Source organism: Streptomyces litchfieldiae (genome assembly GCF_031845365.1).
GTDB classification, from domain to species: Bacteria; Actinomycetota; Actinomycetes; order Streptomycetales; family Streptomycetaceae; genus Streptomyces; species Streptomyces litchfieldiae.
Genome location: NZ_JAVREL010000017.1, coordinates 13,153 through 37,436 on the forward strand (window position 1 = coordinate 13,153; position 24,284 = coordinate 37,436).

Below are 24,284 nucleotides of genomic sequence, written 5' to 3' on the forward strand. Positions count from 1 at the left end.
AGCCTGAAAACTTCCGTACACTGCTTGAAAAGTTTTCAGAAAGGCCGTTCGAAGCGGCCGAGCTCACGGCTCACGCCTTAAGGGAAGGGGTTTTGGGGCCGTTGTCAGGCCGAATAAAGCGCATTATCTTCTCCAATGGCCCGCACGACAGGACAGCTTGGAAGGCAGCACCGCATGGCACCACTGGGCGTTCAGCTCTATACCGTCCGCGACGCACTCTCCGCCGACCGGGACGCGACGCTCGGCCGGATCGCCGAGATCGGGTTCACCGCCGTGGAGCCCTACGACCCGACCGCCGACCCCGAGGGCTTCAAGCGCGTCGCCGACGACCTGGGGCTGACGGTGATGGCCATCCACGCCGGGCAGTTGCTGGGCGACGAGCCCGAGCGCGTCCTCGACGCGATCGCCACCCTCGGCACCGACCTGGCCTTCGTCCCCGCGGGCATCCCCCACGAGGAGTTCACCACCCGCGACGGCCTGGCCCGCACCGCCGACCTGCTCAACGGTCTCGCGGGGAAGGCCGCCGGGCACGGCATCCGCCTCGGCTACCACAACCACTGGTGGGAGATCGAGCCGGTGATCGACGGTCGGCACGCCATCGAGATCCTGGCCGACCAGCTCGCGCCCGAGGTCCTACTGGAGCTCGACACGTACTGGGCGGCCGTCGGCGGCGCGGACGTGCCTGCCCTGCTGGAGCGGCTCGGGTCGCGCGTCGTCGCGCTGCACGTCAAGGACGGGCCGGTCAAGCGGGACGAACCGCATGTGGCCGTGGGGCAGGGCGCCATGCCGGTGCCCGAGATCCTGGCCGCCGCGCCCGGGGCCCTGCGCATCGTCGAACTCGACACCTGCGCCACCGACTTCTTCGACGCGCTGGCCGTCAGCCGCGCCTACCTGACCGAGCTGGAGGCGGCATGAGCGCCGGATCCGGCCCGGTCGGCGTCGGCATCGTCGGCGCGGGCGTCATCAGCGGCGAGTACCTGCGCACCCTGAGTTCCTTCCCCGACATCCGCGTGCTGGCCGTCGGCGACCTCGACACTTCGCGGGCCGCCGCCGCGGCCCGGGAACACGGTGTGCCGGTGGCGGGCGACCTCGCCACCGTGCTGGCCGTGCCCGAGGTGGAGATCGTCGTCAACCTCACGATTCCCACCGCGCACGCCGCGGTGGCCACCGCCGCCCTGCGCGCGGGCAAGCACGTGTACGGGGAGAAGCCGCTGACCGCCACGACGGCCGAGGGCGAGAAGCTGCTCGCCGAGGCCGCCGAACGCGGGCTGCTCGTCGGCAGCGCGCCCGACACGTTCCTCGGCGCGGGCCTCCAGTCGGCGCTGCGCGCGGTGCGGGCCGGGCGCATCGGCACCCCGATCGCGGCGGCCACGGCCGTGCAGAGCCTGGGCCCGGAGTCCTGGCACCCGGACCCGGCGTTCTTCTACCAGCCGGGCGCCGGGCCGCTGTTCGACATCGGCCCCTACTACCTCACCGCGCTGGTGGCCCTGTTCGGCCCGGTGTCGCGGGTGGCGGCCACCGTCGCCCGGGGCCGCGCGCGGCGGACCACCGGGTCCGGGCCGAAGGCGGGAGAGACGTTCCCGGTCGATGTGCCCACGCACGTCAGCGCGTTGCTGGAGTTCGCCTCCGGCCCCCGGGCCAACTCCGTCTTCAGCTTCGACTCGGCGCTGCCCCGCATCCAGTTCGAAGTGATCGGCAGCGACGGCACGTTGGCCGTTCCCGACCCCAACACCTTCCGCGGCCCGCTGCGGTTGCGCGGCAACGGCGACCAGGACTGGAGCGAGCTGCCCGTGGAGGGCGCGACCGCCGGCCGTGGTCTTGGCGTGCTGGAAATGGCGCGGGCGCTGCGCGCGGGCGAGCCGCACCGGGCCTCCGGCGCGCTGGGGCTGCACGTGCTCCAGACGATGGCGGCGATAGCCGAGTCCGGCGAACGCGGCGAGTTCCGCAGCCCCGGCGTCCCGACCCCCGGCGCCGCGGCCGTCACCGCCCCGGAGCCGCTGCCGCTGGGCTGGGACCCGCACGTGGCCCTCCTCGGTTAGCCGCGCTCTTCCGGCGGCGGCGGGCCCAGTGCGTCGCCCTCGTGCGCGGGAGCACGGTGCGGAGCGGGCCGGAGCCGGGGTCGGCCGTGAGGACCGTCCGCAGTCGAAGGCACACCCTCCCAACTGGGCATGCCAGCAGGTCAGAGGGCCTGAACGAGCCCCGCCCGCGCGCCAAACGACGCGTGAGCGGGGCTCACGGCATCATCGCCGCATCCACCTGCGGAGGCGCGGGTCGATGCGGCGGGCCGCCCACAGCACGGTGGTCGCGTTCAACGTGAACATCTCCCCGGTGGTGAACGCCAGGCGTTTGCGGCCGGGGCCCAGCGCGGTCATGTCGCTGACGGTGAACTCCTGCCCGCCAATCATTAATTGATCACCGCGCCGCACGGTGCGGGCGTCGACCTCGATGGAGACCAGGAGTGAGGCGCCTGGCGGAGTGGCTATGCGGTGTGCGGGGTGAGACGTCATGGGATGGGCACTCCGGTGTCGGAACGGATGGACGGTGGCTTTACGGGATGTGCAGGCGCCTCGGTCACGATGCTTCGGTCTGGGGTGCCGACTCGGGCGGACGCGTGGCCTCTTCACACGCCAGGCTCAGCACACGCTCTATGTCGCACGGCTCGTCAGGGGTGCACGTTCCGCACTCCTCCACGTGGTACCGATACGCGGCCTTGAGCTGTTCAACGTCCGCCGGACGGGGATACGCGGACACCTCCGGTTGCAGATCCCCGGGAAGTGCCTGCCACTCCTTACCCCCGCCCACCGGGCGGAGCATGGCGAAAGGCCCCGCCTCGCCCATGTACACGCCCACGCGGTTGGTGGCGTGATCTCTGACCAACGCCCCCACGTTCGGGTGAACATGGCTAGTCTTGCTCACGGCTGCCTGTCCTCTCAGGTGGTCCGCGCCCCCGGACCGAACGCACATCGGTTGCGGGGGAACTCGCGTCTTGGACCTGTGAGGTTCCTCGGGCAAGGACAGCAAAACCACTGTGAAAAGGCGGTACTTTGGCTGCATCGATGCTGCGTCAGCTAGGCTGACCAGGGCAAACGCCGTCCCTGCCGGAGGAAGATCATGGCCGCCAAGCGTCAGGAGTTCGCACGACGCCGGAAGGCGCGTGGCTTCACGCAGGAATCCATTGCTCAAGCCCTCGATGTCGATCGCACGACGGTGCAGCGATGGGAACGAGGCACGGGCGATCCGCAACCATGGCAGCGCCCGCGGATCGCTGAGCTATTGGGGATCACGCCCAAAGAGTTGGACCACCTCCTATCATCGCGCAACGAGCGCGCTACGGACGCTCGTCGATGGACTACGGCTGAGCCTGACTCCGACGGCGAGTTCGACGCGCTGGAATTAGCGAGTCGCGTGCAAGCGAGTGACGTTGGCTCGGAAACTTTAATTCGGCTGGAGCAGGCATTTGACGAGATGGCCACGGCTTATCCCGTCAGTCCTCCGCAAGAGTTGATGGAGCGAGTTCCCAAGTATTTGGCCTATGTCGGCCGCCTACTGGACGCACGCAAGACGCTCGAAGAACACAGGCGGCTACTGGTTGTCGGCGGGTGGTTCTCGCTCCTGGGTGCGACTCTCAATATCGATCTAAAACAGGAGCGCGCGGCAACTGGGAGGCTTAAGACCGCTGTCACCCTTGCTCAACATGCCGGGCATTCAGAAATTGAGGCATGGTGCTACGAAACCGAAGCATGGCGCGTACTGACGGATGGCAACTACAGTCGAGCCCTGGAGCTTTCTCAGGCGGCACAGCACACAGCGCCTTCCGGTAGCTCCGTCGCCATTCAGGCGACGGCTCAGGAAGGAAGAGCGCAGGCCCGCCTGGGGCGCCCCAGGGAAACGTATGCCGCAATTGACCGCGTGCAAAAGCTTTCCCTCTCTCTTGAGATGACAACGCGGCCAGAACACCACTATCAGTACGACCCTGCTAAGTCGCTCGCCTACACAGCCACGACACTTGCGTGGATGGGTGACTCGGCAGCGGAGACATACGCGCGGGAAGTCATCGCTCGACTGGCCCCTGAGAACGACGAGAGTAAGTGGCCGCGGCGAGTTGCATCAGCCAAGATCGATTTGGCTCTCACACTGCTCGCAAATGGCCGACTAGATGAGGCTTGTGACACGGCGCAAAGGGCTATACTGTCTGGCCGAATTGTGCCATCAAATCATTGGAGAGCCTGGGAGATTGTCAGGGCTGCCGAGGCTCGAAAATTGCCGGAAGCCTCAGATCTCCGTGACGCCTACGAAGGAATGAAGGCGAGCCATGGAATGAACAACAGAGTTTCACGCAAGCGCAGCTAGCGATGGCATACGGCAGAAATCCTTGGCGCCGGTTTTCTGGCCCGGTCATGTCGCTGCCCTCCCCGGCGGAAACTCAAGCAAAAAATCCCACCGACGCCCCAGGCCGCCTCAGCGCAGCAGCGCCGTCCAGCCGTCCAGGGACCGCAGCACGCCGGGCAGTCCGTCCGCGGCCATGGTGACCAGGCGGGCGCCGAAGGCGCGCCGTTCGGGGTCGTCGCCCCGGTGGCCCAGGGCCAGCCACAGGCACCAGGCGGTGACCGAGAGCTGGCTGCGCAGCATTCCGGCGAACGCGGAGACGTCGGCCGGACCGGCCGGTGCCCCCGTGCCGAGGTAGCCCTCGATCAGCGGGCGCACCACGCGGGGGTCGCCGTCGGCGACGGGGCCGTTGAACGGGGTGGCGAACCGGAACGCCACGTCGACCGCCGCCCACCAGGGCACCTCGGCGCAGGCCGCGTCCCAGTCGATCAGGACGTAACCGTCCGGCGTGGAAAGGAGGTTGGCCCGGGAGGTGTCCCCGTGGACCAGGACGGTGCGGGGACCCTCGCGCAGCGCGTCCGCGATCAGCGCGGTGGCGTCCTCGACGACGGGCAGCAGCGACCGGGCGGCGCCGGCGATCGGGAGCCCGGCGGTCTCGGCCTGCGCCACCCACTCGTGCCACTCGGCCACCGGGTGCAGGGGCCGCTCCTCGTCCGGGTCACCGCTCCCGGCCAGGCCGAGCAGCGCGACGCGGCCCAGCGTGGTGCCCAGCCAGCCGGCCGCCCCGCCGAGCGAGCCGGCCGGGTCGCTCTCGTTCACCCGCAACTCCTCGCCCTCGACCCACTCGCTCACCCGCACCAGTTCCTCCCCGGCCGGGTGGTGCCAGTAGCCGACGGCCGGGGCGGGCGGCTCGACCGGGCGGGGCATCGGGATCCCCGCCGCCAGGGCCGCGCTCTCCAGCCGGTGCGTCCGCTCGGCGCGCTTGTGCCACCAGTCGCCGAGCAGTTCGTCGGTCTTCACCACCCACCGGCCCCGGTCGGTGGTGAGCAGGCGGGTGACGGACGGGTTGTCGCCGTTGGCGAGGGGGCGCGGCTCGCCGAGCGGCTGGCCCAGGCCGAAGGCGGCGGCGATCGCGGGGGCGTCGAGGGGCATCCGCCCAGTGTGCCCGGTGGGGCGGGAGTGGGGCAGGTGATTTTCGGGCGCCCGGTCGAGGACTCCACCGCCGGATCGATACACGAGGTTCTCGCCTGGCGATCTTCGGCCGGTGTCCCGCTGGCCACCCACGGCGAAGGTGAGGCACACGGCGGTGCTCCGTTCACGGGGATGGGTACAGCGGGTTGGCCGGACGGGGGGGCGGGCGGTCGATCAGCCCAGCAGGCGCTCGGCGTTGCGCAGCGTGTGCGCGGCGACCTCGCGGCCCAGTCGGGCGCCGGCCACGTCGGCGGTCCTGGTGTGGATGCCGGACCAGACACGGGCGTCGATGTTCTCCAGGGTCAGTTGGCGCCAGGCGGTGTAGGTGCGGGTGACGCCGGGTGCCGTCGGGCTGGTGAGCTCGAACGGCGCGGTGCGGGCGCCGGTGAGCGCGGTGAGCACGGCCTCGGCCGCTCCGGCGTAAGTGCTGTGCCCGCTGGGGTAGTCCGGGTGCGACGGCGTGACGTGCAGCGGCGTCCAGTCGGTCACGCCCCCGGCGCGCAGCGCGGTGACGGGGCGCCAGCTCAGGTAGGCGTACTTGCTGTCGGAGGTGGCGATCTGGGTGTCCACGAGCGCGACGTGGAAGAGCGCGACCAGCGCGGCACGGTCCGCGGTGGCGGCGCCGGAGCGGGCCAGGGCCACGCGCAGCGGCTCGGTGTAGAGCACCTGGGAGGAGCCGTACCAGAACGCGGCGGTCTCGGTCTGCCGGGCCGTGCGCACGGTGCTGTCTGCGGCGCCGTAGTCCCGCACCTCCGCGAGGTCGGCCTCGTAGCGGGGGGAGCCGGGCGCGGGCGGCGGTTCCAGGCGGTACTGGTCGGCGCTCGCCAGCAGGAACGGGCGGGCGAACCGGTTGCCGGACTGGAGGCCGGGGCCATAGGCGGGCGGCGTCGGCTGCCACACGCCGGGGGCCGGATCGGGAGTCGGGAACGGCGAGTTGACGGAGACGGGGTCGAGGCCGTCGCCCTCCCGGTCGGCGAGCAGGGCGGCGGCCTCGGCGCGGCCCGCGGCCAGACCGGTGTCCTCGGCCCGGCCGTCCGGGATCCGGTCCAGCGTGGTCTCCAGCGCGGCGTTCAACTCGGTGGCGCGCGCGGGAACGAGGGCGCTCAGGGTGTGGTGGACGGCGCCGGCGAGGGCGGCGTCCTGGTAGTCGGGCGACCGGCCGCCATCGCGCAGCGCACGGGCGGCCGCGACCCAACCGATCGCCCAGGTACGGCTGTTGGTGATCTGCGAGGGTGCGCCGGCCGCCCCGATCGTCTCGGCGGTGACGTCGTACCACTCCAGGGCGACGTCGGTGCGGGCGGCCGGAACGGCGTCGGCCGGGGCGACGGTGGCGGCGACGGCGGCCAGCGCCACCGCGGGGGCGAGCAGGTAGGGGCGCCGGGACCGGCGCAGGCGTGAGATCAACGCGAGCTCCTGAAGCGAGAGTTGGCAGCAGCCGACTGCTCCTCGCACCTGCGGCGCCGCGCGGGAACGCGTCGCGGCCGGCCACGAGTTGCACGGTTGCGGGACTGGACGGAAAGCCGAACGAGAGGGAGGGGGGCCGGAATCGGCGGCCCGGCCCGGCGCGGGCCGGCGGCCGCGATCAACAGCCGGCGCTACATATCCCCGGCCGGTTCGCGTGGTGCTGCCCCACGCGGTGGCGTCCCCTGATCACGCGCTCATCCTCGCACGCGAACATTGCGGCGGTCTGACCCCGAATGAAGGCTGCGTATCACTCGTGCACCCGTTCACACGAGCGGTGAGGCGGGCGCGCCCGGCGTTCCGGCCGGTGCCGCGCGGCGCTCGAACTGGGCGGCCTGGATGCCGTACAGCTCGCTGAAGTGGCCGTCCGGGCGGGCCAGTAGCTCGCTGGGGCTGCCCGATTCGACCAGGCGGCCGTGGTGGAGGACGTGCACCAGGTCGGCGTGCCGAACCGAGGCCATGCGGTGCGTGATCAGGATGACGGTCTGCCCCGCGGCGGCCAGATCCCGGATCTGGTCGAAGACGCGCTGCTCCTCCTTGGCGTCGAGCGCCGCCGTGGGCTCGTCCACGATGAGGACGGGCGCGCCGCGGTAGTGGGCGCGGGCGATGCCGAGGCGCTGCCACTGACCGCCGCTGAGCTGGTGGCCGCCCTGGTAGCCGCGGGCCAGCAGCGTGTCCCAGCCGCGGGGCAGGTCCTCGACGACCGTGTCGGCGCCGGAGTCGCGCGCGGCGGCGCGCAACCGGTCCTCGTCGATGGGGATGTTGGGCGCACCGATGGTGATGTTGACGCGGGCGGTGAACCGCCAGCGATTGAAGTCCTGGGCGACCATGGCGATGCGGGCGAACAACTGGTGCCGGTCGGCCTGCGTGGTGGGCACGCCGTCCCAGGTGACGCTTCCGCTTTCGGGGAGGTAGAGCCCGGCCAGGAGCTTGACGAGGGTGCTCTTGCCGGAGCCGTTCTCGCCGACCAGGGCGGTGATGCGGCCGGTCGGGATGGTGAGGGTGACATCGGCGAGGGCGGGCGGGGCGTCGGTGCCGGGGTAGCGGAAGGTGACGTTCTCGAACGTGATGCGGCGCGGGCGGCGCGGGATGGGCCGGCCGCCGGTGGGGATGGCCCAGCCGGCGGCCTCGGTGCACAGCCGGTCCAGATCGGCGACGAACAGGCTTTCGTCGTAGAGGTTGTTGATGGAGTGGACCATGCCGGAGAGGCTGGCCGAGCCGGTGCGGATGGCGAGCACGGCGGTGCCGGCCACCGACATGGCCATGGTGCCGCCCCAGGCCAGTGCGCCCAGGGTCAGATAGGTCGCGATGGAGGCCAGGCCCGTCCAGGCCGAGGCCCACAGGCCGGTGCGCGCGTCCAGCCGGGCCAGCCGGGTCTGTTCGGCCTCGGAGCTGGCGGACATGTCGCGGAAGTGCTTGAGCAGGAACGGCCCGACCTGGTGCACGCGGATCTCGGCCGCGGTCTCGGTGGCGGTCAGCTCGCTGCTGAGCACCCGGCTGGCCCGGGCGTGCTGGACCCAGGTGCGGAACGACTGGTAGCGGCGGCGGGTGGTGACCAGGGTGCGCCACATGCTGGGCACGGTCATCAGCGCCAGCAGCGGCAGCAGCACCGGGTGCAGCACGGTCAGCACACTGGCCGCGGCGACCAGAGACAGCAGCGCGTTCACGACCCGGACGCAGTAGTCGATCATGCGGCGCGCGGAGGTCGCGCCGTACTGGGCGGTGTCCAGCAGCCGGTGGAACTGGTCGTCCTCGATGGCGGCCAGCTCCACCGCCGCCGCCCGCGCCAAGTACCGTTCGGTGGCGACGCGTTCGACCTTGGGCTCCAGGCGGCCCGAGCCATAGGTGGAGGCGGCGGCGAGCAGCGCGCCGAGCAGGGCGGTGACGGCGACCGCCACCAGGGCGGGCAGCGCGTCGCGCAGCCGGTCGGCCGCGGCGCCCTCGGCCAGCAGCGCGGCGAGCACGGTGTTGACGGCGACGAGGCCGATGGCCTGGGCGACGCCCCGGCCGAGCTCGGCGGCGGCGACGACGCGCAGCGCGTCCCGGTCGGCGTCCCGGGCCAGGCGGACGGTGGTGACGATCAGCCGGGGCAGGGTGGCGACCATCGACCACAGGCTGAGCCTGGCGAACGCGCCGTCGTAGCTGCTCCAGCCGGTGTCGTAGAGCAACGGCCCGCCGAAGAGGAGCTGTTCGGACTGGGAGATGCTGTGCGGCGGCCGCTCGGGCCCGGTCTGAGTGCTTTCCACGGTGCCACCTCAGTCGAAGACGTCGGCCTGGTGGTTGGGGGGACGGTGGCGCGCGCCGGGCTGTATCACAACGCACCCGGTGGGACGGCGCACAGGCCATCGGGGAGTTTTGAGACAGATCGCCCATCAGGGTTTGATTCCGGAACGCGGGCCGTCGGCGCGGGTGGGCACGCACGCCGATGTCCGCCCGCGCTGGCGGATCGCGGCGGCTCGGGGGCGGGCCGCCGCCCGGCGCCGGGCGAACCTGACTGGAATACGTCCGGCAGAAACGATCCCGCCCCCGGGCCGTTCCTCCCGATCGAATGAACGGCCCGGCGGCGCATTGACCATGCTGAGGCGGCACACCGAATGTGAGGGCTCGGTCGCCCGGGGAGAGCTGTCGCCCGCACAGGGTTTCGTATTACCGTCTGCGCATGCTGACAACCGGCGCGCCCGCGCACAACTGGGCAGGAAACGTCACCTTCGGCGCGGCGCGGGTCCATCGACCGGCCGCCCTGGACGAGCTGCGGAAGATCGTGGCCGGCGCGGCGCGGGTGCGGGCGCTGGGGACGGGGCATTCGTTCAACCGCGTCGCGGACACCGACGGCGACCTGGTGCGGGTCGACGGCCTGCCGCGCCGGGTGGAGATCGACGCGGAGCGGTCGGCGGTGACCGTCGGCGCCGGGCTGCGCTACGCGGAGGTCGCGGCCGAGCTGCACGCGGCCGGGTTCGCGCTGGCCAACCTGGCGTCGCTGCCGCACATCTCGGTCGCCGGGTCGGTCGCCACCGGCACGCACGGCTCGGGCGACGGCCGGCGGGGGCTGGCCTCGGCCGTGTCCGCGCTGGAGCTGGTCGGGCCCGAGGGCGACCTGGTGACGCTGAGCCGGGACGCCGACCCCGGCCGGTTCCCCGGCGCGGTGGTCTCGCTGGGCGCGCTGGGCGTGGTGACGGCCCTGACCCTCGATGTCGAGCCCGCCTTCGAGGTGGCGCAGTGGGTCTACAACGGGGTGCCGCTGGACACGGTGGCCGAGCGGTTCGACGAGGTCACCGGCGCGGCGTACAGCGTGAGCACGTTCACCGACTGGCACGGCGGCCTGGGCACGGTGTGGCTCAAGCGCCGCACGGACGTGGACGGCACCGGGCCCCCGGGGCCGGGCTGGCTGGGCGGCACGGCGGCCGACGCGCTGTGGCACCCGATCCCGGGGATGCCCGCGGAGTTCTGCACCGAGCAGTTGGGCGTGCCCGGGCCGTGGCACGAGCGGCTGCCGCACTTCCGGCCGGGGTTCACCCCGAGCCGGGGCGAGGAGTTGCAGTCGGAGCTGTTCCTGCCCCGGGCGGCGGCGCCGGCCGCGTTCGCCGCGCTGCGCGAGGTGGGGGCTGCGTTCGCGCCGGTGCTCCAGGTCTCGGAGATCCGCACGATCGCGGCCGACGAGCAGTGGCTGAGCCCGGCGTACGGCCGGGACACGGTCGCCGTCCACTTCACCTGGATCAAGGACACCGAGGCGGTGCTGCCGGTGCTGGCCGCGGTCGAGGAGCGGCTGCTGCCGCTGGGCGCCCGCCCGCACTGGGGCAAGCTGACCACGGCCGCGCCGGCCACGGTGGCCGCCCGCTACGAGCGGCTGCCCGACTTCCGGGACCTGGTGCGGGAGCTGGACCCGGCCGGCCGTTTCCGCAACGACTTCGCGGCCGGTCTCCTGGGCGACTGACCGGGCCTGGCGCGCGCCGTCACGCCCGGGCGGGCAGGGCGGCACCGAGGAACGCGTCCTTGTGGTCCAGGGCCCAGGCGGCGAAGGTCAGCGCGGGGCGGCCGAGGATCGTCTCCACCTCGTCGGTGACGAGGGCGGGCCGCCCCACGGTCTTGGCCTGGAGGGCGAGCATGCCGTCGATGAACGCCTCGGAGTGCGGGAAGCCGCCTCGCAGCATGGCCTCCTTGGCGACGTGGGGCGGGATCTCCTCGAAGCGCAGCAACCGGCCCCATGCGGCGCCGAGGATCTCGACCATCTCGCGGAATGTGAGGGAGCGCGGGCCGGTGAGCACGGGCCGCCGGCCCAGCAGTTCGTCGGTGAGCAGCGCCCGGGCGGCGACGCCCGCGATGTCCGTCTCGTGGACGGGCGCCCACGCGGACTCGGCGTACGGGCCCCGCACGGTGTCGCCGGCACGCAGTTGTCCGGCCCACATGCGCAGGGTGTTACTGGCGTACCAGCCGGATCGCAGCGCCGTCCACGCCATGCCGGAGGCGTCGAGGGCCTCCTCGACCTCCTGGTGGCTGGCGCCGCGGAGCCGGGAGGGCTGGTCGGCGAGGTCGTCGTCGACGTTCAGCGCCGAGAGCGCGACCACGCGCCGGACACCGCGTTCCCGGGCGAGGGCGAGCAGGTCGCGGTAGGCGTCCTGAACGGCGACCGGGTTGAGGAAGAGGGCTGCCACGCCCTCCAGGGCATCTGCCAGGGTCTCGGGGCGCGAGGGGTCGCCGCGCACCACGTCGGTCCCGGCGGGCAGCCCGGCGCCGGCCGGGTCGCGGGTCACGGCACGGACCGCGGCGCCCTGGGCGGTGAGCAGGTCGAGCAGGGGACGGCCGACGTTGCCGGTCGCTCCGGTGATCAGGATCATGTCTGCCTCTCGTTTCCGGGAAACGCAGTGGTAAGGGAGTTCAGCTCACGCGGGACAGCTTGTCCGGGTTGGTGACGGCGTAGATGCCGCGCACCCGGTCGCCCTCGGGCGTGGGGTCGAGGATGATGACGGCGAACGGCGAGTCGCCGGAGAGCAGCAGCAGCGACAGGTCGCCGTTGGCCAGCCGCTGGCGCACCGCCAGGCCCGGGATGGGCCGGGACGGGGAGGCGGCCAGCAGCTTGGCGATCTTGTCGCGGCCGTGCACGGGCCGCAGGCCCGCGGCGCGCGCCTTCCCGCCGCCGTCGGCCCACATGGTCACGTCGGGGGCCAGGATCTCCAGCAGCGCCTTGAGGTCGCCGCCCATCACGGCGGCGATGAACCGCTCGTTGAGCTGCCGTTTGACCCGCGGGTCCGCCTGCTGGCGAGGGCGGCGGGCGTGCACGTGCTCGCGCGCGCGGTGGGCGAGCTGGCGGATCGCGGAGGGGCTGCGGCCCAGGATGGCGGCGGTCTCGGTGTGCGGGTAGCCGAACACCTCGTGCAGCACGAACACCACGCGCTCCAGCGGGGTGAGCGCTTCGAGGACCACCATCAGCGCCATCGAGACGGACTCGCCGCGTTCGGCCGCGTCGGCGAGCGGGGTGACGACCGGCTCGGGCAGCCAGGGGCCGATGTAGGTCTCGCGGCGGCGGCTGATGGTGGCCTGGCGGGCGAGGGCCTGGTTGACGGCGATGCGCACCAGATAGGCGCGGGCGTTGTCGATGGGCGCGGCGTCCGCCGTGCGGTGCCGGGCGGCCCAGGCCAGCCAGGTCTCCTGGAGCACGTCCTCGGTGTCGGCGACGCTGCCCAGCATGTTGTAGACGACGGAGAACAGCAGCTCGCGGTGGTCGACGAACACGTCCGTGGCCGCGTCGGTCGTCATCCCCGGCGGAGAGTCGGGCATCGGGGCCCCCTTTCATGCGCTCGGAAGTGAGAGCGGGACACGCCCTCGGGATGTGACACCTCCGGCGCGGAATGTGATCCACGCCATAACTCCGCCGCCGGATACGCCGTGGCCCATCGCGCGGCGGAGACCGGCCATGCCCGCGGCAAGCGCGTCATCCGCACGGCCGGTCCCGCCGCCTCATGAACGAGACGCTCCTGACATCACGTCAGGAGACGCTGCACAGACCGCCGCTCAGCGTGAACTCGGCCGGTTCCGCGTTGGTGGCGCCCTTCGTCCCGGTGAAGCCCACCGTCACCGAACCGCCCGCCGGGATCGACGCCGTGTACGAGGCCGGCGTGACCGTCACCGAACCGCCGCTCTGCGCCGCGGTGCCGCCCCACATGTTGGTGATCGTCTGCCCGTTGGCGAACGAGAAGGCCAGCGTCCAGTTCGAGATCGTGGACGAGCCGGTGTTGCCGATGACGATCTCACCCTGGAATCCGCCGTTCCACTCCCCCACCACGCGGTAGCCGACCGAGCAGGCCGCCGGAGTGCCGCCGCCCGTCTGGGTGGTGACGTTCACCGTCGCCGAACGGGCCGAGCGGTTGCCCGCCGCGTCCTTCGCGTACACGGCGAAGGTGTAGGCGGTACCGACGCTGAGCCCGCTCACCGTCGCCGAGTTGGTCGAGGCGCTGGAAACCACGGTCTCGGTGGCGCCGCTCACCCGCACCACGTCGTAGCCCGTCACGCCCACGTTGTCGGAGGAGGCGGTCCAGGACAGCCGGACCGAGGAGTTGGTGACGTTCGAGGCCGTCGGCGCGCCCGGCGTCGTCGGGGCCACCTCGTCGCCCGGCGTCCCGCCGCCGTAAATGGTGGCCTCACGGGCCGTCTGGGCGATGCCGTTGGTGCCGTTGAACAGGCGCTGCCCCCAGGAGGTCAGCCGGTTGGGGTCGAAGCTCGTGACCATGTCCAGGTAGCCCACGTCGCTGCTGTTGCCGCTCCAGGACCAGCCGAGGTACCCGAGCCGCAGCTCCTGGGTGACGGCCAGGATGGCCTCCTCGTCCGGGTTGCCGTCCGAGTGGTTGTGCCCGAACTCACCGACCAGGATGGGCAGTCCGGCGTTCACGAAGGCGGTCAGGTAGTCCCGGACCTCGGCCGCCGTGTCGTACACGCCGTACATGTGCACCGAGAACATGGTGTTGCGGTCCGGATCCGCGTTGAAGACCGACCGGGCGTTGCTGCGCATCGTGCCCGACCAGTCCTGGCCCCAGTTGGGCGCGTCCACCATGATGGTGTGGTCGAAGCCGGCGTTGCGCAGCTTCTGGATCGCTCCCGTGGTCGCCGACGTCCAGCCCGCGGCGTTGTTGTTGCCATAGGGCTCGTTGCCGATGTTGAGGATGACGTAGTCCTCCTGGCCGGCCAGCGCGCTCTGGATGCTGATCCAGTAGTCGGCGGCCCGGTCCAGGGTGGTGGCCGCGGCCTCGTCGCCGTAGCCGGTGGTGTCGTGCACCTCCAGCACGCAGATGAGCCGGTTCTGCTTGCAGATGTTGATGATGTTGGACACGTCCGAGGCGCTGTTGCGGGTCCAGCGGTCCCCGTTCGACAGCACCACGCGGACGGTGTTGGCGCCCAGCGCCTTGATGTCGGCGAACGAGTCGGTCTCGTTGGGGTACCAGGTGTGCGCGTGGTTCACGCCGCGCATGACGAAGTCGTTGCCGTTGGACTCCAGCAGTCGGCCGGCGCTGACGCGCAGCCCGGTCGCGGCCGCCTCGACGGTGTCGGCCTGAGCGGCCTGCCCGAGGCCGAGCAGGCCGCTCAGCACGCCGAGCAGCGCGGCGAGGGCGATCCCGGCCCGGCGTCTGACGCCGATGCGCGGACTGGTTTCTCTCATAGCGGCTCCAGAGAAAGATGGGGAGGTTGGCACGTTGCAATTGGGAGCGCTCCCATAAACCCATCATGTCCCGCGCACGTCAAGACATCGGACGCGGCGACCCGTTGCCCCTCGCCACGCCCGGCCCAGCGGCCCCGCGCCGCCCGAATGGCCGCCGCCCGAATCCGGCACTAGCCTGACTTAATGGACGACAAGGACATCCTTGCCCGTGTCGGTGAGCTCGTGACCGAGGAGCGCGCACTGCGTGAGCGCGCCGTCGGTCACGGGCTCCAGGAGGATGAACGGACACGCCTGGCCGATGTCGAAGCGCGGCTGGACCAGTGCTGGGACCTGCTCCGGCAGCGCAGGGCACGCAGCGAGTTCGGCGAGAACCCGGACGGGGCGACGCTGCGCCCGGCGTGGGAGGTGGAGGGGTACGAGAGCTGAGCCGACGTGAGCGCCGGCTTGAAGGCAGGCTCGGGCGTCCGTTCAAGACCCGCGCCCCCGGACGGCTCCACGTGATCGGCTTGAACGCCGGCCCGGGCATCGATTCAAGACCGCCCGGGACGGCCTCCGCTGCTTGAACGCCGCCGTGACCGGCGTTCCGGCATCGAGGTGCACGCCGGCTCGGCACCAGGCTCCCGGGCCATCTCGTTCACCCCCAACCACCGCTCGGCGCCCCGGGGTTGACTGCCGGGCAGCCGCACCCGCGCAGCGCCGAGCCCGTCTTGCGCGATCGACATACGATGTTGCCCACGACGCAAGACAGTGGCGAGCTGGACAGCCTGGTGCGCAAGCGCATCCGCGCGCTGCGCGTGGCACAGGGCTGGTCCCTGGAGGACCTCGCGGCCCGAGCCAACGTCAGCCAGTCGACTCTCAGCCGCATCGAGAACGGGCAGCGACGCCTGGCCCTGGACCAGCTCGTCACCCTCGCGCGCCCTGGACACCTCCTTGGACCAGTTGGTCGAGAGCGACACGGACGACGTGATCTCCAGTCCGGTGATCGACGGCAGTCACGGGCTGATGCGCTGGACCGTCAAGGCCGACCCCGGCATGACCGTGGTCCGCCAGCGCATGACCGAACCGCCTCCGGACACCCCCTCGCGGATGCGCGCCCACCCCGGCCACGAATGCGCACCCCGGCCGTCACCGAGTCGGCGCTCACCGTGGGCGCCGTCGACAAGTCGGACGTACTGGCCGACTTCTCCTCGCGCGGCCCCCACTACCTCGACGGTTCCATCAAGCCGGACGTGACCGCGCCCGGCGTGGACATCGGCGCGGCGGCCTCGCCCGGCAGCAGGGCCGAGCTCACCAATCCGGCGATCGCGCCGGGGTATGTGGCGCTCGACGGCACCTCGATGGCCACCCCGCACGTCGCCGGCGCGGCGGCGCTGCTCAAGGAGGCCCACCCGGACTGGGGCGGCGAGGAGATCAAGGCCGTGCTCGCCGCGTCCGCGGTCCCGGGGAACTACAGCGCGTTCGAGCAGGGCGCCGGCCGCGTCGACGTCGCGGCGGCGCTGGAGCAGACGGTCGTGGCCGAGCCGGTCTCGCTCAGCTTCGGCAGCGTGGAGTGGTCGCCGGATCCGACGACCATCACCAAGGACCTCACCTACCGCAATCTGGGCGACCAACCCGTCACGCTCGCCCTGGAGTTGACCACGCGCGGCCCGAACGGCGCCGCGGCGCCCGCGGGCACGTTCACCCTCCGGGACAACGAGGTCACCGTGCCCGCCGGCGGCACCGCCAGCGTGCCCGTCGTCGCCGACCTCGGCCCGGCCGGCACCGGCCACGGGTTCTACGACATGACCGTCACCGCCACCGGCGGCGGGCAGACCGTCACCACGCCGGGCGCGTTCAGCCTGGAACATGCGCACTTCGACATCGACCTGGCGATCGTCAACGGCGACGGCGAGCCGGAGACCGTCTGGACCGCCTTCTTCGCGGACGTGCGCACCGGGCGGCTGTACCAGTTCTCCAGTGGCCTTTCCCGGGACATCGTCCTGCCGCACGGCAGCTACACCATGGACGTCTATGTGCGGGAGCGCGACGCGGCCGGGGGCAGCAGACCGGCGGGGTATGACTGGTCGACCCCAGCTTCGTCCCCGTCCGGGACACGACGGTCCCGCTCGACACCTCGGTCGCCCGGCCGATGTCCCTGACGGTTCCCGACTCCGGTGCCGAACTGGCCACGATCAGCGTCGGCTACCGGAGCGTGGGCGCGGGTGAGGGAGATCTCGGCGCGCGCAACTTCATGTCCGTGTCCCCGCTGGCCGATGGCATGCGCACCGCCCAGATCGGGGAGTTGGCGCCGGGCTGGGACTTCAGTGCCTACGCCAGGGCCGTTCTGCACTCGGACGGCAGGGAGTACCACCCGCTGGACCGGCGGGAGGGCTCGTTCTACACCGGGTTGCAGCGGGAGGTGCCGTGTCGGAGCTCGCCCGGCTCGACGTGGCCCAGGGCTCGTCCCTGCCCGACCGCGCCGGCGTCATCGTGGTGAAGCCGCCGGTGACGAGCTTCACCACACCGGTCGCGCGGCCCCTGCCCACCACGACGGAGGTGTGGGTGCAGGGCGACACCGGCCCCTGGAGCCTGGAGTTCCGGCAGACGCGGGGCAACTGGGACGAGGTCACCCTGGTCTCCGATCCGGTGGAGTACCGGGCCGGCGGGACGTATGACCACACCTTCAACACGGGCGTGTTCGGGCCCGCGCTCAGCGCGGGCGAGGGGCTGTTCCGGCAGGGCGACACCCTGACCGCCAGGCTGTACCTTCTCCGACGGCGCCGGGCACGGCGGAACGTCCTTCTACCGGGACGCCATCGCCACGCTCCACCGGAACGGCCAGGTCCACGACCGCATCTACACGCAGATCGACCGGGTGAGCTTCGAGGTGCCCGCCGACGAGGCCGACTACCGGCTGGTCTGGGAGTTCTACCGGGACGACCAGGACGGGGAGATCCCGCCGGCCGCGGTCAGCACCGAGGTGGTCCTCGACGCCACGTTCACCTCGGCCGGGGTGTCCGCGGACGCACCCGTCGCGCTGCCGGTCAGCGTGGTGCGGTACACGCCGGAGCTCGGGCTCGACTCGGCCCTGCCGGGCGGACACCCGGTCGGCATCCCGGTGACCGTGGCGGGCTCCGCGGCGAACGGCGGCCATCAGTCGCTGGCCGTCTCCTACTCAACGGACGGCGGGGCGACGTGGGCGCCGGCCCCGATCGTCGGGGGCGAGGCCCAGGTCACCAACCCGGCGGCCGGGGGCAGCGTCTACCTGCGCGCCGAGGTGACGGACGCCCAGGGCAACACCATGACCCAGACCATCATCGACGCCTACCTCACCTCCTGACCGGGGGCTGAAACCGGGCCACGGGTGCCGCCGGTTCGCGACCGTCCTCGGTCGCGAACCGGCGGTGTGCCCCGTCGGCCACGGGCCGGAACTCATCGCCCGCGGACGGGTTTCCCGGGGTCGGAGGCCGCGATCAGGCTTCGGATCATGCGGCAGGTGAGTGCCGAGGGCGGGTGGACGCCGATGCGCTCGGCTGTCCGGCCTATGACCTCGTTCCGCGCCTGCCGCGGGGTGTACACGCCTGTGTCGAGCAGGGCGATGGTGATGCGCATCGCCTTGAGCATGCGGTTGTGCGCGATGTACCACTCGCGGGGCATGCCCGCCGGGAGTGGCTTCTTGGGCAGGGATGTCGGGGCGTGCGCCACTGGCATGGGCGACCTCCTCGGTCCGGCTGAGCCCTGGCTTGGTATCTCCAATGATACGGCGTCAGACTGACAATCCCTCCTGGTCACGGGCGCTTTCGGGATACCAGTTCGAATCGCCGCGCCACCCTCAGGCGCCGCCCGGCGGAGCCGACCGGGCCCCAGAGCCGGCACCATCGCGGCGAAGGCCCGTATTCGCATCCTTCGTCCCACGGAATCCCGCGTTTCCGTTCCTGGATTCGAACTGCCCCATTCTTGGCACCCCCTTTCCGGGAGTCCACCGTGGCCACCTTCCTCCACCGGCTGGGCCGGTTCTCGTTCAGCGCCCCAGGCACCCAGTCGTAGCTGGAACAGCCGACCTGACTGCGGTCGGCGAGGCCACCCGCCGCATCGTGCAGTCCGGCGGCCGCTCCCGCGTCACCGAACCGGCCTGCTCGCCCTCGATGAGCAGGGCACTCCGACGGACGGACACGCGACTCACTCCGTTCGCGTCCTGACCGCGCCACCCGCACCCACGCCGACCTTGTCATCCCACGACGAACTCAGGTCACTGCTATCAGGGTTGTGGCTGCCAGGCAGCACCAGCCGAACCAGTCCCCCAGCCGACTGTAGAGAGTCGGGGCCGCAGCCAGCGGGACCCTGGCGTCAGCCGTCCCGCCCTCGGAGGTATCGGTCTCGGCGATCACTCGGCCGAACGCGTCGCTGACTGTGGCCCGGCCGGCACGGGCAACGCGCGCCACCGCGACGCCCGCCTCCACTCCTCGCACCACCGCCATGCGGCTGTGCAACCAGCCGTCATGGCCCACGTCCCACGCCGGGGCCAGCAGTATCCGCGCGCCGCCGCGCCGGTACGCCCGAACGAGCCGGGGAAAGTCGAGATCCTTGCAGATGAGCACCCCTACGCGCGGGTCATGGGGCAAGTACAGCAAGTCGCGGCCTGGTCGATAGGCGGCCTCCAGTCCCGGTACCAGGTGATGCTTCTCGTACTGGCCCGGCGACTCGCCGACGGCGCCGAGGACCACCGCGACATTGGCCGCACCGGTCTCACCCCGGCGGGCCACTCCGACCACGACGTCGACGCGCAGGTCGGCCGCCGCCTGCGCGAGAGGCCGCATCTGCTCAGCCATTCGACTCTCGTCAACGGCGAACGTCACCTCGGGCAACACGATGACACCGGCCCCCCGGTCTGCCAGCAGCCGCACCCCCGCCACGTAGCGAGAGACCAGTACCGCGCCCTCCGGTGAGTGGATCGGCACCGGGCCGCCCGACTGCTCAACCGCGGCAAGACCGACGTGCACCAGCTCACCGGAAATGACTCGCCGGTCGCGCGCGACGGCATGGCCCGCCAGCACGGCGACCACTGCCACGGCGACGAGGAGCACCAGCAGCCGTTCGCCGCTCGTGCCCTCCGGCGCCGTCACCGCGGCGGCAACACTGGCCGGCAACGCGAGCAACGCCGAGATACCCCAGACCCCGGTCAGCGAGGCCACCTGCGTGACGGCCGGGACGTCCGCCTGTGTATAGGCCACACTCCACCACGCGCCGTGCGGCGACGTGAGCGCCACGAGGAACTCCATGGCGGCCCACGCCATGGGCAGGGTCAGCGCCGCCTCCGCCACGTGACCGTCGACGAGGTGCGCTCGCGCGAGTCCGACGACGCACCCGACACCCGCGCAGCCTCCGACGAACTGCACCGCGACCGGCAGAGTAGGCATGCTCATGTCGCGGGTGTAGTACGACCAGAGACCGGACTGGCCGATGAGCCAGGCACTGGCGGCCACGCCGACGGCCGCGAACCACGGCACCCTCGACGCGAGCACGAGCAGGGGCAACGGCGCCACCCACATGGCAACGGGAACCGGCCGCAACCCTGAGCCCAGGCGATACAGCAAGCCGGACAGCACGGCAACGGCCACACACACGGCGACCTGCCCGACCACCGCCCCGTTCACGACAGATCCCAACAGCGCATCGGAGTCCCCCCGTTCACTGCTGCCAGTGCCCCGGATGGTACAGGCGGCGCATCAATTCACCGAATGGCCGGTGCTGGCGTTCGAACGCCGCTTCTCAGAAGAAGTCGTCCAGCCGCCGGTAGAAGGCCAGGCGCGCCTCGTCGGCCGACGCCCCGCCCCTGCCGTCGCCGAGGTAGCGGGCGAGGAACCGCTCGGCGTACGCGGGCCCGTACTGGGGGTTGAGCGGGCCGCTCAGGCTCCGGGTCATCAGCGCGAGGTCGGCGTGCCGGTCGGCGCGCCCGACGCGGCCGAGGTCGACGAGTCCGGTCACGCGCAGGGTGTCGGGGTCGAGCAGGACGTTGGGCAGGCAGTAGTCGCCGTGGCAGACGACCAGGTCCTCGGTGGCCGGGGCGCGCGCGGTCAGTTCGGCCAGTTCGGCCTCGCGCTCGGAGCGGCCGGGGCCGCGGTCGATCGCGCGGCGCATCGCCGCCAGCGTGGCGGCCACGCTCTCGTCGAACGGGCAGGACCCGGCGGGCAAAGCGTGCAGCGTGCGGGCCACGTCGGCGACCGCGTCCACGACGGCGGCGCGCCGGTCGGCGGGCCAGGGCTCGGCGGCGGACCGGCCGGGCACGGCGCGGGTCAGCAGCCAGGTGTGGCCCGCGTCGCCGCCCTGGTCCAGGACCTCGGGCACGGGTATGCCCCGCGCGGCCAGCCACCGCGTGCGCCGCGCCTCCTCCTCGAGCCCGGCGACGCGTGGCGCGATCTTGAGGTAACGGACGTCGTTCCCGTCGTCGAGGCGGTACACCTCGGCACCGGACATCCCGATGGTGACGGCGGTCCAGTCGGCCCCGGAGTGGCGGCGGCGCAGTTCGTCGAGCATCCGTTCATGATGCCTGGGGTAACCTGCTGATCGCTTCGGTGCTGATCTTCGGAGCGGTGTCAGGCAGGGAGTACGGGTGGCTGTCCAGCGGATCACGACGCGCAACGCCAGGTTTCAGCAGTGGCAGGCCCACCTCACGAACCGGAACAAGCGGCAGCGTGCCGAGGAGTTTCTCATTCAAGGTGTGCGGCCGATCTCGCAGGCCGTGGCGCACGGCTGGCCGATCCGGACGCTGATCTTCGATGTGAGCCGCCCGTTGACGCGCTGGGCGAACGAGCTGCTGCGCGACGTTCCGGCCGAGAAGGTCGCCATGGCGCCGGAGCTGCTGGCGGAGCTGGGGGGAAAGGACGAGGGCGCGCCGGAGCTGGTCGCGGTGGCGCGGATGCCGGCCGACGAGCTGTCGCGGATCGAGATCGGCCCGGACTTCCTGGGCGTCGCGTTCGACCGGCCGACCAGCCCGGGCAACATCGGCACCATCGTGCGGTCCGCCGACTCCTTCGGCGCCGGCGGCGTCGTGGTGACCGGGCACGCGGCGGACGTCTACGACCCCAAGTCGGTGCGGGCGAGCACGGGTTCGCTGTTCGCGCTCCCGATCGTCCGGGTGCCCGGCCACCGCGAGGTCGGCGACTGGCTGGCCGCCGCCCGCGAACGCGGCCGGCCGGTGACGGTGGTGGGCACCGACGAGCGCGGCGAACGAGACGTCGCGCACTTCGACCTGACCGGCCCGGTCCTGCTGGCGGTGGGCAACGAGACCCACGGCCTGAGCGCGGCGTGGCGCGACCTGTGCGACGTCCTGGTCCGCATCCCGATGACCGGCTCGGCCAGCTCCCTGAACGCCGCGAGCGCGGCGAGCGTCGTCCTCTACGAGGCGGCCCGCCAGCGCGCCACCGCCGCGAGCGACGACTGACGGCACCAGTGCCGGCAAGACGCACACCCGCAGGGGCGGCCCGGTGCGCCGGGTCGCCCCCGTTCGTGTGTGTGGGGGCCAACTTGGGCCACCGCCCCTGTCAGGGGTGACAACTCCCGGCGGAGCGGCGAGCATCGGTGGATGGCCCGGCTTCACGACATCGTCGTCGACTGTGCGCACCCCGCCTCCCTGGCCCGTTTCTGGGCCGCCGTCCTCGACGACTACGCCGTCGCCCCGTATGACGACGCCGAGTTGGCCCGGCTGGCCGCGCTGGGATTCGATGGGCCCGAGGACGATCCGACCGTGCTGGTCGAGCCGCGTGGCGGCGGTGGGCCCCGGTTGTGGTTTCAGCGGGTGCCGGAGCCGAAGCGGGTGAAGAACCGTGTGCACCTTGACCTGTTGGCCGCCGACCGGGACAACGAGATCGCCCGGCTTGCGGAGTTGGGCGCGAGCGTCGTGGAGCGCCATGAACGGCTGACCGTGCTCGCGGATCCGGAGGGCAACGAGTTCTGCCTCGGGGAGAGTTGAGGGCGCGGGACCGTGAACGGCCGGCGCAACCGAGCGCCCCCGAGATCAATGACGCGACCGCTCACGTCCCCCGTCGGCCGCGTGCGGGGAGAGGTCCCCGGCCTCACGCGGTAAAACTGCCGTATGCGAAGGATGCGGCGGTTCTTCCTGCTGTGCGTGGGCGTGACCTCGCTGCTCGCGTGCTGGCTGGTGGCGTTCGTGGTGCTTTTCGGCCTGCTCGTCAGGGCGTTCGGCCTGTGGGTGCTCATCGGCATACCGCTCGTGCCGGCCCTGCTGATGCTCGCGGCCTGGCTGATCCTCCCCTTCGTGGACGAGGTGGAGCCGGACGGCGGCCCGCTCCTCTACGTGCTCGCGGGGTCCGGCTGCGTCGCCGTCGCCGCCCTGTGGGTCGCGGGCGTCACGGCGGATCTCGCCGGGGCGCAGGTCTATCACGCGCGCTTCGGTGAGCAGACGACTGCCGTCGTCTCCTGGGTCGACCCCGTCCGCAACGAATACGGCAACGTCACGGAGACGTGGTACTACGTCGTCGATCCCACCACCGAGGAGCACCTCGGCGTGCTGGCGCAGGAGCCCGCGAACGGCACGGCGGAGGGCGACCGGGTCGAGGTGTCCGTGGACCCCCGCGGCTGGATGCCGCCCGTTCCCGTGGACCGTCTGGGCTGGACCACCGTCCCGACCGCCATCCTCGTCTGCTGCTTCGCCGCCGTGGTGCTCGCCGCCCTCGCCGTCGTCGCGATGGCGCTCGTCACTTGGGTGGCGCGGGTGACGCCCCGTCATGGGACCGGCAGCCTGTAGAGCGCGGCCGGGAAAAACCACTGGCCCGCCCCGGCGGTGGCGTGGCACGCTCCGTCCCCATGGACGCAGACGTGTGGAACGAGCATGTGGCGCGCGGCTACGACGAATCGTCCACGCACATGTACGAGGCCACGGTCCTGGACCCGGCGGTCGACTTCCTGGCGCGGCGCGCGGGGCGCGGGCCGGCCCTTGAATTTGCGATCGGGACCGGTCGGGTCGCGCTTCCGCTGAGTCGGCGGGGCATCGCGGTGGCGGGGCTGGAGAAGTCGGAGCCCATGGCCCGAGAGCTCCGCAAGAAGCCGGGTGCCGAGGAAATAGCCGTAACCATCGGCGACATGGCCGAGACGCGAGCCCCCGGGGAATTCAGTCTCGTCTATGTCGTCTACAACGCCATCACCTGCCTGCTCTCCCAGGACAAGCAGGTGGCTTGCTTCCGCAATGCGGCGCGGCACCTTGAACCGGGCGGCCGCTTCGTCATCGAATGCTTCATTCCCGAGCTTCAGCGTCTGCCCCCGGGGGAGACCGCCCGCCCCTTCCACGTCGGCGAGCACCACCTCGGTTTTGACACCTTCGATCTGGCGAACCAGCGGCTCGTCTCGCACCACTACCGGATCGTGGACGGCAAGGCCGACACCTTCCTCTCACCTCATCGCTTCGTGTGGCCCTCCGAACTTGATCTCATGGCGAAGCTGGCGGGCATGGCGCTGAGCGAGCGGTGGGCCGACTGGAAAGAAACGCCCTTCACGTCGTCCAGCACCTCTCATGTGTCCGTGTGGCGGAAGCCTCTCGAAGACTCTTCGTCCGACTGACTTCCGGGCGCACGGGGGTGTTGGCCGCGCTGACGGCGAACCCTCCTCACGCACTCCCCGGGTGCGCGAAAGCCTTTGCATTCTTCGCACGGGCACCCCAGCGTTCAGG

22 protein-coding genes and 1 pseudogene are annotated in these 24,284 nt (G+C 71.7%); 13 read left to right on the forward strand and 10 right to left on the reverse strand.

Annotation, left to right across the window (positions count from 1 at the left end):
• Window positions 1–174 precede the first annotated feature (174 nt).
• Together RM590_RS25300 and RM590_RS25305 are read left to right on the forward strand one after the other, a co-directional pair.
• A complete protein-coding gene (locus tag RM590_RS25300; RefSeq protein WP_311707015.1) occupies window positions 175–915 on the forward strand; it encodes a sugar phosphate isomerase/epimerase family protein in 741 nt (246 codons plus the stop codon).
• The gene (locus RM590_RS25305; RefSeq protein WP_311707016.1) at window positions 912–2,039 is read left to right on the forward strand and encodes a Gfo/Idh/MocA family protein; all 1,128 of its coding nucleotides are present in this window, start codon (window positions 912–914) and stop codon (window positions 2,037–2,039) included. Before RM590_RS25300 ends, RM590_RS25305 begins: the two co-directional genes overlap by 4 nt.
• A 201-nt stretch (window positions 2,040–2,240) precedes the next feature.
• On the opposite strand, the gene RM590_RS25310 is transcribed toward RM590_RS25305, so the two are convergent.
• Window positions 2,241–2,405: a hypothetical protein gene (locus tag RM590_RS25310; RefSeq protein WP_311707017.1), complete on the reverse strand. Its 165-nt coding sequence runs from the start codon at window positions 2,403–2,405 to the stop codon at window positions 2,241–2,243.
• Window positions 2,406–3,111: 706 nt separating this feature from the next.
• On the opposite strand from RM590_RS25310, the gene RM590_RS25315 reads away from it, so the two are divergent.
• A complete protein-coding gene (locus RM590_RS25315; protein ID WP_311707018.1) occupies window positions 3,112–4,350 on the forward strand; it encodes a helix-turn-helix domain-containing protein in 1,239 nt (412 codons plus the stop codon).
• A gap of 108 nt (window positions 4,351–4,458) precedes the next feature.
• Here the strand turns inward: RM590_RS25315 and RM590_RS25320 are convergent, their stop codons facing one another.
• The 3 genes from RM590_RS25320 to RM590_RS25330 form a co-directional block, all read right to left on the reverse strand.
• Window positions 4,459–5,478, reverse strand: coding sequence for a phosphotransferase enzyme family protein (locus tag RM590_RS25320; protein ID WP_311707019.1), 1,020 nt, complete (start codon window positions 5,476–5,478; stop codon window positions 4,459–4,461).
• Between the two features lie 213 nt (window positions 5,479–5,691).
• Entirely contained in the window at window positions 5,692–6,921 is a 1,230-nt protein-coding gene (locus RM590_RS25325; protein WP_311707020.1) for a vanadium-dependent haloperoxidase, read from the reverse strand.
• Window positions 6,922–7,244: 323 nt separating this feature from the next.
• Window positions 7,245–9,224: an ABC transporter ATP-binding protein gene (locus RM590_RS25330; protein ID WP_311707021.1), complete on the reverse strand. Its 1,980-nt coding sequence runs from the start codon at window positions 9,222–9,224 to the stop codon at window positions 7,245–7,247.
• Between the two features lie 413 nt (window positions 9,225–9,637).
• On the opposite strand from RM590_RS25330, the gene RM590_RS25335 reads away from it, so the two are divergent.
• Window positions 9,638–10,909, forward strand: coding sequence for an FAD-binding protein (locus tag RM590_RS25335; protein WP_311707022.1), 1,272 nt, complete (start codon window positions 9,638–9,640; stop codon window positions 10,907–10,909).
• 19 nt (window positions 10,910–10,928) lie between these two features.
• On the opposite strand, the gene RM590_RS25340 is transcribed toward RM590_RS25335, so the two are convergent.
• From RM590_RS25340 to RM590_RS25350, 3 genes are all read right to left on the reverse strand, one after another.
• The gene (locus RM590_RS25340) at window positions 10,929–11,810 is read right to left on the reverse strand and encodes an NAD(P)H-binding protein (protein WP_311707023.1); all 882 of its coding nucleotides are present in this window, start codon (window positions 11,808–11,810) and stop codon (window positions 10,929–10,931) included.
• Between the two features lie 40 nt (window positions 11,811–11,850).
• Window positions 11,851–12,750 (reverse strand): RNA polymerase sigma factor SigJ, encoded by a 900-nt coding sequence (sigJ, locus tag RM590_RS25345; RefSeq protein WP_311707024.1) that lies wholly within the window; start codon window positions 12,748–12,750, stop codon window positions 11,851–11,853.
• A 208-nt stretch (window positions 12,751–12,958) separates the two neighbouring features.
• The gene (locus tag RM590_RS25350) at window positions 12,959–14,623 is read right to left on the reverse strand and encodes a cellulase family glycosylhydrolase (RefSeq protein ID WP_311707025.1); all 1,665 of its coding nucleotides are present in this window, start codon (window positions 14,621–14,623) and stop codon (window positions 12,959–12,961) included.
• A gap of 183 nt (window positions 14,624–14,806) precedes the next feature.
• Here RM590_RS25350 and RM590_RS25355 point away from each other — a divergent pair, with 183 nt between their 5' ends.
• The 5 genes and pseudogenes from RM590_RS25355 to RM590_RS25375 all read left to right on the forward strand — a co-directional run bounded on the left by RM590_RS25355 (window position 14,807) and on the right by RM590_RS25375 (window position 17,942).
• A complete protein-coding gene (locus RM590_RS25355) occupies window positions 14,807–15,049 on the forward strand; it encodes a DUF2630 family protein (protein ID WP_311707026.1) in 243 nt (80 codons plus the stop codon).
• Between the two features lie 299 nt (window positions 15,050–15,348).
• Window positions 15,349–15,733, forward strand: a pseudogene (locus tag RM590_RS25360) (helix-turn-helix domain-containing protein); the annotation flags it as partial.
• Window positions 15,733–16,761 carry a S8 family serine peptidase gene (locus RM590_RS25365; protein ID WP_311707027.1) on the forward strand — a complete coding sequence of 343 codons (1,029 nt, stop codon included), beginning with the start codon at window positions 15,733–15,735 and terminating at the stop codon, window positions 16,759–16,761. The pseudogene RM590_RS25360 and the gene RM590_RS25365, both read left to right, overlap by 1 nt.
• Window positions 16,752–17,099, forward strand: coding sequence for a hypothetical protein (locus tag RM590_RS25370; RefSeq protein ID WP_311707028.1), 348 nt, complete (start codon window positions 16,752–16,754; stop codon window positions 17,097–17,099). The genes RM590_RS25365 and RM590_RS25370 overlap by 10 nt, the downstream gene beginning before the upstream one ends.
• Before the next feature lie 378 nt (window positions 17,100–17,477).
• Window positions 17,478–17,942 (forward strand): glycoside hydrolase family protein, encoded by a 465-nt coding sequence (locus RM590_RS25375; protein ID WP_311707029.1) that lies wholly within the window; start codon window positions 17,478–17,480, stop codon window positions 17,940–17,942.
• Between the two features lie 92 nt (window positions 17,943–18,034).
• Here RM590_RS25375 and RM590_RS25380 read toward each other — a convergent pair whose 3' ends face one another.
• The 3 genes from RM590_RS25380 to RM590_RS25390 all read right to left on the reverse strand — a co-directional run bounded on the left by RM590_RS25380 (window position 18,035) and on the right by RM590_RS25390 (window position 21,136).
• Window positions 18,035–18,313, reverse strand: a complete 279-nt coding sequence (locus tag RM590_RS25380) for a hypothetical protein (RefSeq protein ID WP_311707030.1) — start codon at window positions 18,311–18,313, stop codon at window positions 18,035–18,037.
• A gap of 533 nt (window positions 18,314–18,846) precedes the next feature.
• Window positions 18,847–20,256, reverse strand: a complete 1,410-nt coding sequence (locus RM590_RS25385; RefSeq protein WP_311707031.1) for a nitrilase-related carbon-nitrogen hydrolase — start codon at window positions 20,254–20,256, stop codon at window positions 18,847–18,849.
• Between the two features lie 115 nt (window positions 20,257–20,371).
• Entirely contained in the window at window positions 20,372–21,136 is a 765-nt protein-coding gene (locus RM590_RS25390) for an APH(3') family aminoglycoside O-phosphotransferase (RefSeq protein ID WP_311707032.1), read from the reverse strand.
• A gap of 76 nt (window positions 21,137–21,212) precedes the next feature.
• Between RM590_RS25390 and RM590_RS25395 the strand changes: the two genes are divergently transcribed.
• From RM590_RS25395 to RM590_RS25410, 4 genes are all read left to right on the forward strand, one after another.
• On the forward strand, window positions 21,213–22,043 hold the full coding sequence (locus tag RM590_RS25395; RefSeq protein ID WP_311707033.1) for a TrmH family RNA methyltransferase: 831 nt from the start codon (window positions 21,213–21,215) through the stop codon (window positions 22,041–22,043).
• 141 nt (window positions 22,044–22,184) lie between these two features.
• Complete coding sequence (locus RM590_RS25400) at window positions 22,185–22,571, forward strand: VOC family protein (RefSeq protein WP_311707034.1); 387 nt, start codon at window positions 22,185–22,187, stop codon at window positions 22,569–22,571.
• Window positions 22,572–22,694: 123 nt separating this feature from the next.
• On the forward strand, window positions 22,695–23,366 hold the full coding sequence (locus RM590_RS25405; protein ID WP_311707035.1) for a hypothetical protein: 672 nt from the start codon (window positions 22,695–22,697) through the stop codon (window positions 23,364–23,366).
• Window positions 23,367–23,425: 59 nt separating this feature from the next.
• Window positions 23,426–24,175, forward strand: coding sequence for a class I SAM-dependent methyltransferase (locus RM590_RS25410; RefSeq protein ID WP_311707036.1), 750 nt, complete (start codon window positions 23,426–23,428; stop codon window positions 24,173–24,175).
• The last annotated feature ends 109 nt before the right edge of the window (window positions 24,176–24,284 follow it).

Coding starts and splice junctions, on each gene's coding strand:
- RM590_RS25335 (WP_311707022.1), top strand. CDS start 9,638: ATGCTGACAACCGGCGCGCCCGCGCACAACTGGGCAGGAAACGTCACC.
- sigJ (WP_311707024.1), bottom strand. CDS start 12,750: ATGCCCGACTCTCCGCCGGGGATGACGACCGACGCGGCCACGGACGTG.
- RM590_RS25400 (WP_311707034.1), top strand. CDS start 22,185: ATGGCCCGGCTTCACGACATCGTCGTCGACTGTGCGCACCCCGCCTCC.
- RM590_RS25390 (WP_311707032.1), bottom strand. CDS start 21,136: ATGCTCGACGAACTGCGCCGCCGCCACTCCGGGGCCGACTGGACCGCC.
- RM590_RS25300 (WP_311707015.1), top strand. CDS start 175: ATGGCACCACTGGGCGTTCAGCTCTATACCGTCCGCGACGCACTCTCC.
- RM590_RS25355 (WP_311707026.1), top strand. CDS start 14,807: ATGGACGACAAGGACATCCTTGCCCGTGTCGGTGAGCTCGTGACCGAG.
- RM590_RS25350 (WP_311707025.1), bottom strand. CDS start 14,623: ATGAGAGAAACCAGTCCGCGCATCGGCGTCAGACGCCGGGCCGGGATC.
- RM590_RS25410 (WP_311707036.1), top strand. CDS start 23,426: ATGGACGCAGACGTGTGGAACGAGCATGTGGCGCGCGGCTACGACGAA.
- RM590_RS25320 (WP_311707019.1), bottom strand. CDS start 5,478: ATGCCCCTCGACGCCCCCGCGATCGCCGCCGCCTTCGGCCTGGGCCAG.
- RM590_RS25405 (WP_311707035.1), top strand. CDS start 22,695: ATGCGAAGGATGCGGCGGTTCTTCCTGCTGTGCGTGGGCGTGACCTCG.
- RM590_RS25340 (WP_311707023.1), bottom strand. CDS start 11,810: ATGATCCTGATCACCGGAGCGACCGGCAACGTCGGCCGTCCCCTGCTC.
- RM590_RS25315 (WP_311707018.1), top strand. CDS start 3,112: ATGGCCGCCAAGCGTCAGGAGTTCGCACGACGCCGGAAGGCGCGTGGC.
- RM590_RS25370 (WP_311707028.1), top strand. CDS start 16,752: ATGTCCCTGACGGTTCCCGACTCCGGTGCCGAACTGGCCACGATCAGC.
- RM590_RS25365 (WP_311707027.1), top strand. CDS start 15,733: ATGCGCACCCCGGCCGTCACCGAGTCGGCGCTCACCGTGGGCGCCGTC.
- RM590_RS25380 (WP_311707030.1), bottom strand. CDS start 18,313: ATGCCAGTGGCGCACGCCCCGACATCCCTGCCCAAGAAGCCACTCCCG.
- RM590_RS25310 (WP_311707017.1), bottom strand. CDS start 2,405: ATGATTGGCGGGCAGGAGTTCACCGTCAGCGACATGACCGCGCTGGGC.
- RM590_RS25305 (WP_311707016.1), top strand. CDS start 912: ATGAGCGCCGGATCCGGCCCGGTCGGCGTCGGCATCGTCGGCGCGGGC.